This window comes from Bacillus sp. GM2, assembly GCF_056155945.1.
Genome location: NZ_JBRKSZ010000008.1, coordinates 795,001 through 809,854, shown reverse-complemented (window position 1 = coordinate 809,854; position 14,854 = coordinate 795,001). Strand labels below are relative to the sequence as shown.

Below are 14,854 nucleotides of genomic sequence, written 5' to 3'. Positions count from 1 at the left end.
GAGAGATGGCTCGTATTGCTGGTGTAGATATCCCACGTGATAAACGTGTTGTTATTTCATTAACATACATCTTTGGAATCGGTCGTACAACGGCTCAGCAAATCTTAAAAGAAGCTGGAGTTTCTGAAGATACTCGCGTTCGTGATTTGACTGAAGAAGAACTTGGTAAAATCCGTGACGTGATTGACAAATTGAAAGTTGAAGGTGACCTTCGCCGTGAAGTGTCTCTTAACATCAAACGTCTGATCGAAATCGGAAGCTACCGCGGAATTCGTCATCGTCGCGGACTGCCTGTTCGCGGTCAAAATACTAAAAATAACGCGCGTACTCGTAAAGGTCCGCGTCGTACTGTAGCTAACAAGAAAAAATAAGCAAGGGAGGTAATTAAACAATGGCTGCTGCTCGTAAAACAAACACGCGTAAACGCCGCGTGAAAAAGAATATTGAATCTGGAATTGCTCATATCCGTTCAACTTTCAACAACACGATTGTTACTATCACAGATGTTCATGGCAATGCTCTTTCTTGGTCAAGTGCCGGAGCTCTAGGATTTAAAGGTTCTAAAAAATCCACTCCATTCGCTGCACAAATGGCTGCTGAAACAGCTGCTAAAGGTTCTATCGAACATGGACTTAAAACTCTTGAAGTTACTGTAAAAGGACCAGGTTCCGGCCGTGAAGCTGCAATTCGTGCACTTCAAGCTGCTGGACTGGAAGTTACAGCTATCAGAGACGTAACGCCTGTTCCTCATAACGGATGCCGTCCGCCAAAACGTCGCCGCGTGTAATTTGTTTGTATAGATTTTGTGTCCCTGTCAATAATGGGTTATGATACAGTTAATTTATAAAACGAATGCACACTCGTTGCCTGAGCACATACGGGACTAAACAATGGGGAATTTCGGATAGAATCAGAGAAATTCTTTCCGGGGTTTCGACGTTTTGAAGGAGGGTTTTATGAAATGATCGAGATTGAAAAACCAAAAATCGAAACGGTTGAAATCAGCGACGATGCCAAGTATGGTAAATTTGTCGTAGAGCCACTTGAGCGTGGATATGGTACAACTTTGGGTAACTCCTTACGTCGTATCCTTTTATCCTCACTCCCTGGTGCCGCTGTAACATCGATCCAAATAGATGGTGTACTGCATGAATTCTCGACGATCGAAGGCGTTGTTGAAGATGTTACAACGATTATCTTAAACATTAAAAAACTTGCACTGAAAATCTACTCTGAAGAAGAGAAGACGCTTGAGATTGATGTTCAGGGTGAAGGAGTTGTAACAGCTGCTGATATTACCCACGACAGTGATGTTGAGATTTTGAATCCTGATCTTCACATTGCGACTCTTGGCCAAAATGCGAGTTTTCGAGTTCGCTTAACCGCTCAAAGAGGTCGCGGGTATACACCAGCTGACTCGAATAAAAGAGACGATCAGCCGATTGGCGTCATCCCGATTGATTCCATCTTTACACCTGTTTCTCGCGTATCTTATCAAGTTGAGAATACTCGTGTGGGTCAGATTACAAACTATGACAAACTTACGCTTGACGTATGGACAGATGGAAGCACTGGACCAAAAGAAGCAATTGCGCTTGGTTCAAAGATTTTGACTGAACACCTTAATATTTTTGTCGGTTTGACCGACGAAGCTCAGCATGCTGAAATCATGGTTGAAAAAGAAGAGGATCAAAAAGAAAAAGTTCTTGAAATGACTATTGAAGAGCTCGATCTTTCAGTCCGTTCTTACAACTGCTTGAAGCGTGCGGGAATCAATACAGTTCAAGAACTTGCGAACAAAACTGAAGAAGATATGATGAAAGTTCGCAACCTGGGTCGCAAGTCGCTTGAAGAAGTAAAAGCGAAACTTGAAGAACTTGGACTTGGCCTTCGCAAAGACGATTGACTAGTTTCCATGTGAACTAGGATTTTCGTGTGTTTTTTATTTCAGATAGAGTATTTCAATAAAGGAGGGGACACCACATGTCATACAGAAAACTAGGACGCACTAGTGCACAGCGTAAAGCAATGCTGCGTGATCTTACAACAGACCTGATCATCAACGAGAGAATTGAAACAACAGAAGCTCGCGCGAAAGAACTTCGCTCTGTTGTAGAAAAAATGATTACACTTGGCAAGCGCGGAGATTTACACGCACGCCGCCAAGCAGCTGCATACATCCGCAATGAGGTTGCAGATGCAGAGAAAGACCAAGATGCACTCCAAAAACTTTTCTCTGATGTAGCACCTCGTTATGAAGAGCGCCAAGGCGGATACACACGTATTATGAAGCTTGGTCCTCGCCGTGGTGACGGAGCACCAATGGCTATCATCGAATTGGTTTAATCACATATTTTGTGTGTCTAAAGAAGGGCGGGACAGTTTTTAACTGGATCTATGCCCTTTTTTTAGATACCGGGGAATTTTCTATGATAAAAGAATAGTCAGAAAAGCAGAGCTTTAGAGGAGAGGAGGCCGGACGGGCAAATGAATCAAGATCGATTAATCGCTGCAGAGGATATCACGTTTCGCTACCAGAAAGATGCGGACAGGCCTGCGCTTGATCATGTATCTTTCCATGTGTTAAAAGGAGAATGGCTTGCAATCGTAGGTCACAACGGCTCAGGGAAGTCGACGCTCGCCCGTGCTTTAAACGGACTAATCCTGCCTGACGAAGGATCGATTGAAGTCGGCGGTATTCAGCTGACGGAAGAGACGGTCTGGGATGTCCGAAAAAAAGTCGGTATGGTGTTTCAAAATCCGGATAACCAATTTGTCGGGACAACCGTCCGCGATGATGTGGCTTTTGGTTTAGAAAACAACGGAGTTCCAAGAGAAGACATGGTGGAAAGGGTGGATTGGGCCGTTCAACAGGTGAACATGCAAGAATTTCTCGATCAAGAGCCGCACCATCTCTCTGGAGGGCAAAAGCAGCGTGTTGCGATTGCGGGAGTGCTTGCCGCCCGGCCTGACATCATGATTCTCGACGAGGCGACTTCCATGCTCGACCCGATGGGACGGGAAGAAGTGCTGGATACGGTCAGAAGGCTGAAAGACCAGGGAATGGTTACGGTCATTTCGATTACACATGACTTAAACGAAGCTGCTAAGGCCGACCGGATCATCGTCATGAACGGCGGAAGAAAATTTGCCGAAGGCACGCCGCAGGAAGTCTTTCGTCTGAATCAAGACCTGATAAAAATCGGGCTTGATTTGCCTTTTTCTTTTCAGCTCAGCCAAATGCTGAAGGAAAGCGGTCTGGCTTTGAAAGGCGATCATCTGACACAAGAAGGATTGGTGAATGAGCTATGGACATTGAAATCAAAGATGTAGAGCACCGATACCAGATGAAAACGCCTTTTGAACGCCTGGCGATCTATGATGTCAACGCCGTGATTAAAGAGGGAAGCTATGTCGCTGTAATCGGTCATACAGGATCGGGAAAATCGACATTGCTTCAGCATCTGAACGGGCTTTTAAAACCGACAAAAGGACAGATACGCCTCGGCGGGGACGTTCTTGAAGCAGGCAAAAAGAATAAACACATAAAAGCTTTGCGGAAAAAGGTCGGGATTGTCTTCCAGTTTCCTGAACATCAGCTGTTTGAAGAAACAATTTTAAAGGACATCTCATTCGGCCCGATCAATTTCGGTATGAGCCGGGAGAAGGCGGAAGAAAAGGCGAGGGAAATGCTGAAGCTTGTAGGTTTGGATGAGGAGCTGTCCGACAGGTCCCCGTTTGAACTAAGCGGCGGGCAAATGCGCCGCGTGGCCATTGCGGGAGTGCTGGCGATGGAGCCGGAGGTACTCGTCCTCGATGAACCGACGGCAGGGCTTGACCCAAGAGGCCGCAAAGAGATCATGGACATGTTCTACAGCCTCCATAAGCAGAGGAAGCTGACGACGATTCTCGTCACGCACAGTATGGAAGATGCGGCGGCGTATGCAGATGAACTGATTGTGATGCATAAAGGCACGGTCAAAGCAAAAGGGACGCCGCGGGAGCTTTTTTCAAGGAAAGACGATATCGCTGCCTTTGGGCTTGATTTACCGGAAACGATTAAATTCCAAAAACGTCTTGAAGAAACGCTGGGCATTACGTTCAAAGCGCCGATCTTGACGATTGAAGAAGCAGCCTCCGAAATTAAAGCTCTTTTTCAGGAGGAAAATGCCCTATGATGGACAATATCATTATCGGCAAATATGTACCCGGGACATCGATCATTCACCGGCTTGATCCGCGTACAAAGCTGTTAACCATTTTCCTTTTTGTCTTTATCGTTTTTTTCGCGAATAATACGGAAACATATGCACTGCTCGGCCTGTTTACGGTCGCAGCCGCAGCTTTGTCGGGCGTTCCGGTGCGATTCCTTTTAAAAGGGATGAAGCCGGTGTTCTGGATTGTGCTGTTTACGTTTCTGCTTCATATTTTTATGACAAGGGAAGGACCGGTTCTCGCCGATTTCGGCTTGTTTAAAATTTATGAGCAGGGGCTTGTTCAAGGGATTTTTATTTCGCTGCGCTTTGTTTACCTCATCATGATCACAACGATTTTAACATTGACGACGACTCCAATCGAAGTGACCGATGGTTTGGAGCATTTGCTCGGTCCGTTTAAAAAGTTGAAGCTTCCCGTTCATGAACTCGCTCTCATGATGTCCATCTCCCTCAGATTTATACCGACTCTGATCGAAGAGACGGATAAGATCATGAAAGCACAAATGGCAAGAGGCGTCGATTTTACGAACGGCCCGGTCAAAGAACGTGTCAAAGCGATCGTTCCTCTTCTTGTTCCGCTGTTTGTCAGTGCCTTTAAAAGAGCCGAAGAGCTTGCAACCGCGATGGAGGCGCGAGGATACAGAGGAGGGGAAGGCCGTACAAAATACAGGCAGCTCACGTGGAAATGGAAGGATACTTCCGTGCTTCTCATTTTAGCTGGTCTTGGCGTATTGCTAATTTTATTGCGGACTTAGGTGATAGACGATGAGAATGAAATGCACGATTTCATATGACGGACACCTTTTTTACGGCTACCAAGTGCAGCCTGGTCAAAGAACGGTGCAGGATGAGCTTGAAAAAGCGCTGCAAACGCTCCATAAAGCGAAAGAGCGTATTCCTGTCGTTTCATCCGGGCGTACCGACAGCGGCGTCCACGCGGTCGGACAGACGATTCATTTTGACAGTCCGCTATCCATCCCTGAGGCGAAATGGCCGTATGCTTTGAACGCCCTGCTGCCTGATGATATATCGGTCCACAAGGCGGAAGCTGTCGATAATCAATTTCATGCGAGGTTTTCTGCAAAAAGAAAAGAATACCGGTATATGATTTACAGGGGCAGACATCCGGACGTTTTTAAACGCCACTACGCATACCATGTTCCGTATGACCTTGATATGGAAAAAGTCAAAGAAGCCTCCCGCTATCTGGTCGGAACCCATGATTTCACAAGCTTTTGTGCAACCAAAACCGAAGTGAAGGACAAAGTCAGAACGGTCTATGAACTGGAATGGTCTGACACAGGGGACGGACTGCAGATGAGGATTGTAGGCAGCGGATTTTTGTATAACATGGTTAGAATCATTGCCGGCACGCTTCTTGATGTAGGAACCGGCAAATTTTCCCCTGGAGACATTGAAAAGATGATTCTTGCCAGAAGCCGCGATGCCGCAGGGCGCACTGCACCGGCGCACGGCTTGTATTTATGGCGTGTTATCTATGACAACTAAACCAGGTGTAACATTTTCTTGACAGAGAGTACAGAAAGTTATAAGATATCATATGGTATGTATTTCAACCCCACGATAAGCCCCGGAAACTTATTGTGTTTTGAAATAGAACGTAATTGAAGTTTATTGAAAATGGCAGATTTATTTAGGAGGGAAATTTAATGCGTACAACACCTATGGCTAACGCAAGTAATATTGAACGCAAGTGGTTAGTTGTTGATGCTGCTGGCAAGACGCTAGGACGTCTTTCTACAGAAGTTGCATCTATCCTTCGCGGAAAACATAAACCAACTTACACACCACACGTTGACACTGGAGATCATGTGATCATCATCAACGCTGAAAAAATCGAGTTAACTGGTAAAAAGTTAACGGACAAAATCTACTACCGTCACACTCAACATCCAGGCGGTTTAAAATCAAGAACTGCTCTTGAAATGCGTACAAACTACCCTGAGAAAATGCTTGAACTTGCGATCAAAGGCATGCTTCCAAAGGGTTCTCTAGGTCGTCAAATGTTCAAAAAATTGAACGTATACCGTGGTTCTGAGCATCCACACGAAGCACAAAAACCTGAAGTTTACGAACTTCGCGGTTAATTAAAAAGGAGGTTACCAATTTGGCACAGGTTCAATATTACGGTACTGGCCGTCGTAAAAGCTCTGTAGCGCGTGTGCGTTTAGTTCCAGGAGAAGGCCGTATCATCGTGAATAATCGTGAAATCAGCGAGCACATCCCATCTGCAGCTCTAATCGAAGATATCAAACAACCATTAAATTTGACTGAAACAGCTGGTACTTATGACGTTTTAGTAAACGTTCATGGAGGCGGCTTATCCGGTCAAGCCGGAGCAATCCGTCACGGTATCGCCCGCGCTTTGCTTGAAGCAGATCCGGAATACCGTTCAACTCTAAAACGTGCCGGTCTACTGACTCGTGACGCACGTATGAAAGAACGTAAAAAATACGGACTTAAAGGCGCACGCCGTGCACCTCAGTTCTCAAAACGTTAATTTTTGGCGTTTCAAAGGCTCTCAAGACTTTTGTCTTGGGGGTCTTTTTTATTGCTGCCGTCCTACATATGAAGCGGATACCGGAACACGGTTCATCTCCCGCGCCCAGACGGATATTTGTCCGATGTGATGAATTTCATGGGCGATCAAATGCCTTAAAATGTCACCTTGTGTATAGGTATCTTCTGACCAAGACGTTTTGACAGGCTTCTGTTCGGCTGCGCTGGAAAAATGAAAAACCACGCTCTCAACCTCGGGACGATACGCTTCAGAAAACCTGATAATGTGCTGAATCGACGGGTAGTCGGAAAACTCGGGAGTGAAGTCCGGCTTGTCTAAAATGGCATACATCCAGCTCACCTCAACATCGACAATATGAAACAAGTTTTTCAAAATGCTTTCCATACCGCCTGAACGCTTCTTTTCGATTTCCTCCGGCGGCTGCTTCAGGCACCAGTCAAACCATTCATCGCGAACTTGCCAATTATACTGAAACAAACCTTTCATCTCATGCTCACCTCTCCTAATATGTTCGGCTTTTCGCTCTGTTTCCCTTCCCGGATTGCCAAGGATACACATTCATGATGTAATGAGTCTTACAAAGCATGAAGGAGAGAAAAGATGATTCAAACAATAATGAAACAGTTGCGTACTGAATTAAAACAACATTTCCGTCCGTTTTTGAATCCTCCTGCAACAGAGGAAGACATTCGAAAAGCTGAAAATGAAATGGAAGTCACGTTTCCTGAAGAGTTCAGGGCGCTTTATCTTACCCATAATGGTGAAAAAGAATCGGGCCCCGGATTATTTTTCGGACTTCCTTTTCTTTCCTTGCAAGAAATGCTCACGGAGTGGCGAATATGGAAGGGGCTTGAAGGAGATGAAGAATTGGAAGAGATCGATGCATATTCGGTTCCGCCGTGTTGGATTAAAGAGAAATATGCGAACCGCCGATGGATTCCGATTAGCAGGGATTACGGAGGAAATCATATTGGCGTAGACCTTGATCCTGATGAGGAGGGGCAAGCCGGACAAGTGATCAATTTCGGACGCGACGAAGAAATAAAGTATGTGATTGCTCATCATGTGACAGATCTACTGATCCATATAACAAATACGCTTAAAAATGGTCATTATACGATTGATGAATATGATGATGCCGTCAGCTGGAGCTACAGCAATGAGGAAGAGCTTCATTTCCTGGATGCCATCCGTTCCATGGAACTTCCGGTGCTGCATGCAAGACCGCAGGAAGCCGATCTTGAACATGCGGACAGATGGCTTCGTCAGCTGGACGATCGCTGGACTGCGATTGTGGAAACGATGGCTGAAAGTCCAGAAGCATTTTGTAACAAGATAAAGCTGCGTTTAGCTGGCAGAGAGCTGACACACATTAAACCGCTATCAGTCTGTACGGATATGAGGGAATTGAATTTAAGTGCAAATCGTATTTATGATTTAACGCCTTTGCAAAGCATGATCTTTTTGAAAAAGCTTTATCTTGGAAATAACCCGGTAACAGATTTAACGCCAATCGCTCAATTGAAACATCTGCAGTACTTAAATGTGGAGAAAACATGCGTGACCGATTTGTCTCCGCTTGCGGATTTATCATCTTTGAGAGAATTGGATATGACGGATATTCAAGCTGCAGAATACACGCCGCTCAGTCACTGTAAAAACCTTGAGTTTTTAAAGGTAAATGTTTGTACCGAAAAGCAAATAAACGATATTTCTCAAATCAGCACGTTGAAACGATTACATATACGCGGAAGTGAACATGTATCCGAAGAAGAGATAAAAGCGATAGCAGGTTTGGAAACATTAAGGTCTTTAACGGTTGAAAATATTACGTTAGAAAACGTTGATTTCTTAGGCACGCTTCATACGCTTCAAACACTAACACTTATCAATTCGTCCGTTAAAGACGGAACCGTTCTTGCCGGCTTGGAACATCTGAAAAGACTGGAATTGGATGGTTCTGAAATCGCAAACCTTAAAGTGGTGGCGCAGTCGTCTTCGTTAGAGGAGTTTACCGGTTCTTTTGACCAATTTTATGTATTGAAGGACATATGCAAGAAAAAAGTGGATTTCTCTAAAGTAATTGGCGAGATGTCTGAAGAAGAAGAGGAGATATGGAGCAGCTATGTGAGTGAATAGCTTTTCATCTCGCGGTTCCTAATATTTTCGGCTTCTTCCTCCGTTTCCCTTCCTTAGAAAAGCATGATTTCCGGCTCCTGACTGCACAATACAAGGTAAAAAGGAGGCGGTTCTATGGGGACGGTCGTATCTTTTAACAATGAAAAACAAAAGAAGCAGATCAATTTGGAAAAAAAGCTTCTGCGCGAACTGTCTTTGGAAAAAATGCTGAATTCTGCGGAGGAATGCTTTGCTCCTCTTTTTCACTTTTTTTCTAAGCACACGGATATTTTGTATGACGGCTGCATCGATTTTGCCATTGAGGCCTATTTGCTGGGAGCCGAGTACGGAAAGTTCGGCTATCACGGAGAACCCGTTCAACGAGCGATGGTCCGCTCAGAAAAAGAAGAAAAACAGCTTCTGCACGAGCTTTATGAATATGCGGTGAGCTGGTCTGAGGCTTTTAATATTCAAGCGGCTCATGAACCGCTTTATTATGCGTGCGAATACTTCATCCAAAGCTGGTGGAAGGAAGGCTTCAGCGAGCGGGAAAGACGCTTTAAGCTTCGGCTCAGATAATTTATGTAAAAGTGCGACCAAGCTGAATCATATTTCCTTTCCTTGTCCCATATGTTGTAGTAAGGACGAGCGGGAGGGAAAGGGATGAAGAAAAAAATAAAATGGCTCGGGTTTTTACTCGGCTTTGTCGTTTTATTATGTTTATTTCAATATCAATTCCACAATGATGATTCTTGGCGGTCATGGAATCTTCCGTTGAGCGGCAAGATCATTTATATTGATCCTGGACACGGGGGCGCGGATGGAGGGGCATCAAGCGGTGAACTCCTTGAAAAAGACGTGGCGCTTGAAGTATCCCTTAGAATCAGGGACTATCTCCAGGAACAGGGCGCCTTAGTGTTGTTGACGCGGGAGGACGATCATGATCTCGCTCCTGAAGAAACGAAGGGACTCAGCAGAAGGAAAGCGGAAGACTTGCGGAAAAGGGTCGACGTGATCAACAATTCTGAAGCCGACCTTTACCTCAGCATCCATTTGAATGCGATTCCTTCCGCGCGATGGAGCGGTGCGCAAAGCTTCTTTTACGGACAATATGAAGAAAACGAACGGGCCGCCAAGTTTATTCAGGATGAATTAAGACATAATCTTGAAAACACGACGCGGAAGGCAAAGAGGATACACGGCATTTATTTGATGCAAAATGTGAAAAAGCCGGGGGCGCTCGTCGAGATCGGGTTTTTGTCTAATCCGAAAGAAGCAAAACAGCTGGCCAAGCCCAAATATCAGGACAAAATCGCGGCATCCGTATATAAAGGCGTATTGCGTTACTTTACAGAAGACAGAGACCCTCCTGAATAAGAGGGTTTCTTTTTGTGTCAAAGACACTATAAGGAAAGATATGCTATACTTATTTTGTAAACGAATACAACAAAGGGTGAGATCAATGTTGCGAGAAGACGATGTAAAAAAAATAGTCGGCGATTTGGACGAGCCATTTCTTCACAAGCCGCTCAGAGAGCTGGATGCCGTCAAGGAAATTAAAATAAAACCCGAAAAACGGCACGTCAGCGTAAAGGTGGCGCTCGCAAAAACGGGATCTGCCGAACAAATGCAGCTTCAGCAGGAAATCGTCATACGGTTGAAAGAAGCCGGTGCAGAGACGGTCGGCCTGCGTTTTGAAGAGCTGCCTGAAGAAGTCGTGATGAGTTATCAAGAGTCTGCCCAAGGGCAGGATCAATCTCTGCTGAATAGTGAAAAACAGCCTGTGTTTTTAGCGGTGGCAAGCGGTAAAGGTGGCGTCGGAAAGTCGACGGTATCGGTCAATTTGGCTGTGTCTCTGGCGCGAATCGGAAAGAAAGTCGGATTAATCGACGCCGATATTTACGGATTCAGCGTTCCGGATATGATGGGAATCACTGTACGGCCGACGATTGAAGGAGAAAAGGTCGTGCCGGTTGAAAGATTCGGTGTCAAAGTAATTTCGATGGGATTTTTTGTTGAAGACAATGCCCCTGTCATTTGGCGAGGCCCTATGCTTGGAAAAATGCTGAATAACTTCTTCCATGAGGTCGAATGGGGAGATGTCGATTATATTATCTTAGACCTGCCGCCGGGAACAGGCGATGTAGCGCTTGATGTTCACTCAATGCTTCCAAGCTGTAAAGAGGTGATCGTGTCGACACCGCACCCTACTGCCGCGTTTGTCGCTGCAAGAGCGGGCGCGATGGCTTTGAAGACCGATCATGAAATCTTGGGAATCGTTGAAAATATGGCTTATTACGAAAGTGTCAAAACAGGCGAAAAGGAATACGTATTCGGCAAAGGCGGAGGCGAGAAGCTCGCAGAAGAACTCGGCGTTCCGATTCTGGGGAAAATTCCGCTGAAGCAGCCGGATTGGGATGACAGCGAATTCGCGCCGTCCGTTTATGATGAAAGCCACCCGACCGGCGCCATTTATTTGGATATCGCCAAAAAAATCGACGAAAGCATTGGCGTAAAAGCTTAAAGAGCAGAAAAAGCTTCCTCCGCGGAAGAAGCTTTTAGTGAATGAAAAGCGGCTTAGCTTTGTTTTTCTTCGCCGCCTTTCATTTCTTCTTTCATGCTTTCAGAAGCAGCTTTTTTCAGTTCCTCTTCAAACTGCTTTCTGTAGAGCGGGCTTGACAGAGTGTCAGATATGACTTCCTGCAGGTGGGTTCGGAATTCCTGGCTTCTGACAAGTTCACTGTACTTTTTGGCCATTTCAGGATCCTGCATGACCTGGATCAGCATTTTTTGGTACTCAGGATCTTTCATCAGTTTTTTCAGCACTTTTTCATGTTCATTTTGAAGTGTTTTGGCAAAGCCTTCTGCGAATTTTGGATCTTCGAAGACTTTTTTCCAAAATTCGGCTCCTTTTTTGGAGGTCATTGTTTTTTCAACGGTTTCTTTGACGGTTTTTTCATCCATCACAAGTGTTTCATTTAATTTGTCATCATTTAATATTTCTTGAATCGCTTTTTTTCCGTCATCTGTCTTTAATATATCGACAACCATCTTTTTGGTTTGATCATAGTCCATCTCAGCTGCTTGGTCCGTGGGAGCACAAGCTGTTAAAGATAGAAACAGAAAACAGCTTATCGATAGCATTGTGGTCTTGAACATGCTTAAGCTCCTTTCGAAAACTCGTCTTACCTTTAATATGAATGTCTTTTAAAAATTTATACATAACAAAATATCGCTGCTACAGCGTTTACTTAGGGGTTGGGAAGTCTACAATGAAAAGCCGTAATCTCGTCCGATTTTTCTTTTCCGTGTTGGGTGTCGGAGCTTTGACTACAAGTATTGTCGGTTTTGCCATTGAGTGGGGAAGATATAAGGAGCTGTTTCTTTCCTTCGAGGTATTGGAGATTCTTTCTGTTCTATTTTGGTTTATCGGGGTTGGCATGATCTTTAGCGTGATTGCTCAAATGGGGTTTGTGATTTTCTTAACGATTCACCGTTTTGCACTGGAAATCTTCAGATCTCATTCTTTGTGGAACTCGATTCAGCTTTTTTTAATTGTATTTGTCGCGTTTGATTTGGTTTACTTGCGTTTTCTGTTTTTTGAAAAAGGGGGAGGCTCCATCATTCCGTATATTTGGCTGCCGCTCTTTATTTTAGCGGTAAGCATTGCGGCCGCATATGCAAAGCAAAAACAGTCCTCTAAAAAAACGTTCGTTTCCGCATTATTTCTAATGTTTGTTTTTACTGTGATGGAGTGGTTCCCGGCGTTAAGGGTCAATGAAGAGGACTGGCTCTATTTAATGCTGCTTCCTTTATTAGCCTGCAACGCTTTTCAACTTTTAATGCTGCCAAAATTTCAGGCCCGCGCTTAGACCGGTTGCTATTTTACTTCTGATGATTTTGCATCCGTATTTGCGATTAAATCGCTGACGGTTACATTTTTGAGTCCCTTGCTTCTGAGGTGGTGCACGATCTCAGGCAGGGCTTCTTTTGTTTGTTTGGCCGAATCTGAAGCGTGAAAGAGCACGATATCACCAGCGCTCACCGTTTCATTTACGTTTTGTACGATCTTTTGAACCCCCGGGTTCGTCCAGTCATCCGAATTAATACTGTAGTGAACGACGGTATAGCCGTACTGTTTAGCGACAGCGAGTACGTCTTTATTAAACTGGCCGGTCGGCGGCCTTAAAAGCGTGAGGTCCTCAAGACCGAGTTTTTGAAAAGAGTTTTGTGCTTTTGTTAAGTCTTTTTTGATTTCGCTTTTCTTCATTTGCGAATAGTTTTTATAAGCATAGCCCATGCTCCCGATCTGATGACCGTCTTTACGGATTCTTTCCACGACATCCGGATGTCGCTCCGCCCATGAAGCTGAAAGAAAAAAGGTCGCGTCTTTAATACCGTTTGCTTTTAATGTATCTAAAATAGGCATGGCCTTTTGATCTCCCCAGCTGATATTAAAGGTAAGAGCGACTTCGTTTGTATCTGAGTCTCCTCTATATACCGCTTTTGCTCCGCTTTCTGTAGAAAACACAGGAAGAGGGAGCAGGTTTTGTACATAAAAAAAGCTTGCTGTCGCAAAAGCGGCTATCATAATAATGATTAACTGCTTAATTCGTTTCATATGCCACACATAAAAATGGTTCACAGAGAAACTCCTCCTTGTCCATGCTGCTTTGTATTCATCCTATGCTTGTTTAAAATAGAACATAACAATAATTCATCTTAAGAAAAAAATTAAAAAGAGGGTTGACCAGATTTGAATTAACATGTTATATTATTATTCGTCGCTGATAAACAGCTGACACGAAAAAGCTCCAAAAAATAATTTTGAGAAAAGTTATTGACAAATATGTGAGCTTGATGTTATATTATTAAAGCCGCTGAACGAAGCGGAAATGATCTTTGAAAACTAAACAAGACAAACGTACCTGTTAATTCATTAAATAAATCGCACATGCGAATGTGCGTAGTCATTATCAAACTTCATGGAGAGTTTGATCCTGGCTCAGGACGAACGCTGGCGGCGTGCCTAATACATGCAAGTCGAGCGGACCGACGGGAGCTTGCTCCCTTAGGTCAGCGGCGGACGGGTGAGTAACACGTGGGTAACCTGCCTGTAAGACTGGGATAACTCCGGGAAACCGGGGCTAATACCGGATGCTTGATTGAACCGCATGGTTCAATTATAAAAGGTGGCTTTTAGCTACCACTTACAGATGGACCCGCGGCGCATTAGCTAGTTGGTGAGGTAACGGCTCACCAAGGCAACGATGCGTAGCCGACCTGAGAGGGTGATCGGCCACACTGGGACTGAGACACGGCCCAGACTCCTACGGGAGGCAGCAGTAGGGAATCTTCCGCAATGGACGAAAGTCTGACGGAGCAACGCCGCGTGAGTGATGAAGGTTTTCGGATCGTAAAACTCTGTTGTTAGGGAAGAACAAGTACCGTTCGAATAGGGCGGTACCTTGACGGTACCTAACCAGAAAGCCACGGCTAACTACGTGCCAGCAGCCGCGGTAATACGTAGGTGGCAAGCGTTGTCCGGAATTATTGGGCGTAAAGCGCGCGCAGGCGGTTTCTTAAGTCTGATGTGAAAGCCCCCGGCTCAACCGGGGAGGGTCATTGGAAACTGGGGAACTTGAGTGCAGAAGAGGAGAGTGGAATTCCACGTGTAGCGGTGAAATGCGTAGAGATGTGGAGGAACACCAGTGGCGAAGGCGACTCTCTGGTCTGTAACTGACGCTGAGGCGCGAAAGCGTGGGGAGCGAACAGGATTAGATACCCTGGTAGTCCACGCCGTAAACGATGAGTGCTAAGTGTTAGAGGGTTTCCGCCCTTTAGTGCTGCAGCAAACGCATTAAGCACTCCGCCTGGGGAGTACGGTCGCAAGACTGAAACTCAAAGGAATTGACGGGGGCCCGCACAAGCGGTGGAGCATGTGGTTTAATTCGAAGCAACGCGAAGAACCTTACCA

The 14,854-nt window shown here is 45.1% G+C and carries 18 protein-coding genes and 1 rRNA gene (1 of these 19 cut by a window edge); 16 read left to right on the top strand and 3 right to left on the bottom strand.

From position 1 onward, the window contains the following. Nucleotides 1-5 precede the first annotated feature (5 nt). From rpsM to rpsI, 10 genes are all read left to right on the top strand, one after another. On the top strand, nucleotides 6-371 hold the full coding sequence (rpsM, locus tag ACVC9U_RS18715; protein WP_003178378.1) for a 30S ribosomal protein S13: 366 nt from the start codon (nucleotides 6-8) through the stop codon (nucleotides 369-371). Nucleotides 372-391: 20 nt separating this feature from the next. Further along, nucleotides 392-787 carry a 30S ribosomal protein S11 gene (rpsK, locus tag ACVC9U_RS18710; protein WP_003178380.1) on the top strand — a complete coding sequence of 132 codons (396 nt, stop codon included), beginning with the start codon at nucleotides 392-394 and terminating at the stop codon, nucleotides 785-787. Between the two features lie 174 nt (nucleotides 788-961). After that, nucleotides 962-1,906 (top strand): DNA-directed RNA polymerase subunit alpha, encoded by a 945-nt coding sequence (locus ACVC9U_RS18705; protein WP_043925518.1) that lies wholly within the window; start codon nucleotides 962-964, stop codon nucleotides 1,904-1,906. A gap of 77 nt (nucleotides 1,907-1,983) precedes the next feature. Beyond that, complete coding sequence (rplQ, locus tag ACVC9U_RS18700) at nucleotides 1,984-2,346, top strand: 50S ribosomal protein L17 (RefSeq protein ID WP_020449876.1); 363 nt, start codon at nucleotides 1,984-1,986, stop codon at nucleotides 2,344-2,346. A gap of 141 nt (nucleotides 2,347-2,487) precedes the next feature. Beyond that, nucleotides 2,488-3,333: an energy-coupling factor ABC transporter ATP-binding protein gene (locus ACVC9U_RS18695; protein WP_075752540.1), complete on the top strand. Its 846-nt coding sequence runs from the start codon at nucleotides 2,488-2,490 to the stop codon at nucleotides 3,331-3,333. Further along, a complete protein-coding gene (locus ACVC9U_RS18690) occupies nucleotides 3,309-4,178 on the top strand; it encodes an energy-coupling factor ABC transporter ATP-binding protein (protein WP_441391383.1) in 870 nt (289 codons plus the stop codon). The genes ACVC9U_RS18695 and ACVC9U_RS18690 overlap by 25 nt, the downstream gene beginning before the upstream one ends. Beyond that, nucleotides 4,175-4,972, top strand: coding sequence for an energy-coupling factor transporter transmembrane component T family protein (locus ACVC9U_RS18685; protein ID WP_020449879.1), 798 nt, complete (start codon nucleotides 4,175-4,177; stop codon nucleotides 4,970-4,972). The genes ACVC9U_RS18690 and ACVC9U_RS18685 overlap by 4 nt, the downstream gene beginning before the upstream one ends. A 10-nt stretch (nucleotides 4,973-4,982) precedes the next feature. After that, the gene (gene truA, locus ACVC9U_RS18680; protein WP_020449880.1) at nucleotides 4,983-5,726 is read left to right on the top strand and encodes a tRNA pseudouridine(38-40) synthase TruA; all 744 of its coding nucleotides are present in this window, start codon (nucleotides 4,983-4,985) and stop codon (nucleotides 5,724-5,726) included. Between the two features lie 161 nt (nucleotides 5,727-5,887). Continuing rightward, nucleotides 5,888-6,325 (top strand): 50S ribosomal protein L13, encoded by a 438-nt coding sequence (rplM, locus tag ACVC9U_RS18675; protein WP_020449881.1) that lies wholly within the window; start codon nucleotides 5,888-5,890, stop codon nucleotides 6,323-6,325. Between the two features lie 20 nt (nucleotides 6,326-6,345). Beyond that, a complete protein-coding gene (gene rpsI / locus ACVC9U_RS18670; protein ID WP_020449882.1) occupies nucleotides 6,346-6,738 on the top strand; it encodes a 30S ribosomal protein S9 in 393 nt (130 codons plus the stop codon). Nucleotides 6,739-6,786: 48 nt separating this feature from the next. On the opposite strand, the gene ACVC9U_RS18665 is transcribed toward rpsI, so the two are convergent. Further along, entirely contained in the window at nucleotides 6,787-7,245 is a 459-nt protein-coding gene (locus ACVC9U_RS18665; RefSeq protein ID WP_075752536.1) for a DinB family protein, read from the bottom strand. A 114-nt stretch (nucleotides 7,246-7,359) separates the two neighbouring features. On the opposite strand from ACVC9U_RS18665, the gene ACVC9U_RS18660 reads away from it, so the two are divergent. The 4 genes from ACVC9U_RS18660 to ACVC9U_RS18645 all read left to right on the top strand — a co-directional run bounded on the left by ACVC9U_RS18660 (nucleotide 7,360) and on the right by ACVC9U_RS18645 (nucleotide 11,401). Next, nucleotides 7,360-8,898, top strand: a complete 1,539-nt coding sequence (locus tag ACVC9U_RS18660) for an SMI1/KNR4 family protein (protein WP_075752534.1) — start codon at nucleotides 7,360-7,362, stop codon at nucleotides 8,896-8,898. Between the two features lie 114 nt (nucleotides 8,899-9,012). Beyond that, the gene (locus ACVC9U_RS18655) at nucleotides 9,013-9,456 is read left to right on the top strand and encodes a YbaK family protein (RefSeq protein WP_020449901.1); all 444 of its coding nucleotides are present in this window, start codon (nucleotides 9,013-9,015) and stop codon (nucleotides 9,454-9,456) included. Between the two features lie 84 nt (nucleotides 9,457-9,540). Continuing rightward, nucleotides 9,541-10,254, top strand: a complete 714-nt coding sequence (cwlD, locus tag ACVC9U_RS18650; protein WP_020449902.1) for an N-acetylmuramoyl-L-alanine amidase CwlD — start codon at nucleotides 9,541-9,543, stop codon at nucleotides 10,252-10,254. Between the two features lie 85 nt (nucleotides 10,255-10,339). Next, nucleotides 10,340-11,401 carry an Mrp/NBP35 family ATP-binding protein gene (locus tag ACVC9U_RS18645; RefSeq protein WP_075752532.1) on the top strand — a complete coding sequence of 354 codons (1,062 nt, stop codon included), beginning with the start codon at nucleotides 10,340-10,342 and terminating at the stop codon, nucleotides 11,399-11,401. Between the two features lie 53 nt (nucleotides 11,402-11,454). On the opposite strand, the gene gerD is transcribed toward ACVC9U_RS18645, so the two are convergent. Next, entirely contained in the window at nucleotides 11,455-12,036 is a 582-nt protein-coding gene (gene gerD / locus ACVC9U_RS18640) for a spore germination lipoprotein GerD (protein ID WP_441391382.1), read from the bottom strand. A 113-nt stretch (nucleotides 12,037-12,149) separates the two neighbouring features. Between gerD and ACVC9U_RS18635 the strand changes: the two genes are divergently transcribed. Beyond that, complete coding sequence (locus tag ACVC9U_RS18635) at nucleotides 12,150-12,749, top strand: KinB-signaling pathway activation protein (protein ID WP_075752530.1); 600 nt, start codon at nucleotides 12,150-12,152, stop codon at nucleotides 12,747-12,749. An 8-nt stretch (nucleotides 12,750-12,757) separates the two neighbouring features. Here the strand turns inward: ACVC9U_RS18635 and pdaB are convergent, their stop codons facing one another. Next, complete coding sequence (gene pdaB, locus ACVC9U_RS18630; RefSeq protein ID WP_075752528.1) at nucleotides 12,758-13,522, bottom strand: polysaccharide deacetylase family sporulation protein PdaB; 765 nt, start codon at nucleotides 13,520-13,522, stop codon at nucleotides 12,758-12,760. 337 nt (nucleotides 13,523-13,859) lie between these two features. On the opposite strand from pdaB, the gene ACVC9U_RS18625 reads away from it, so the two are divergent. Further along, a 16S ribosomal RNA gene (locus tag ACVC9U_RS18625) occupies nucleotides 13,860-14,854 on the top strand (it continues 555 nt past the right edge of the window).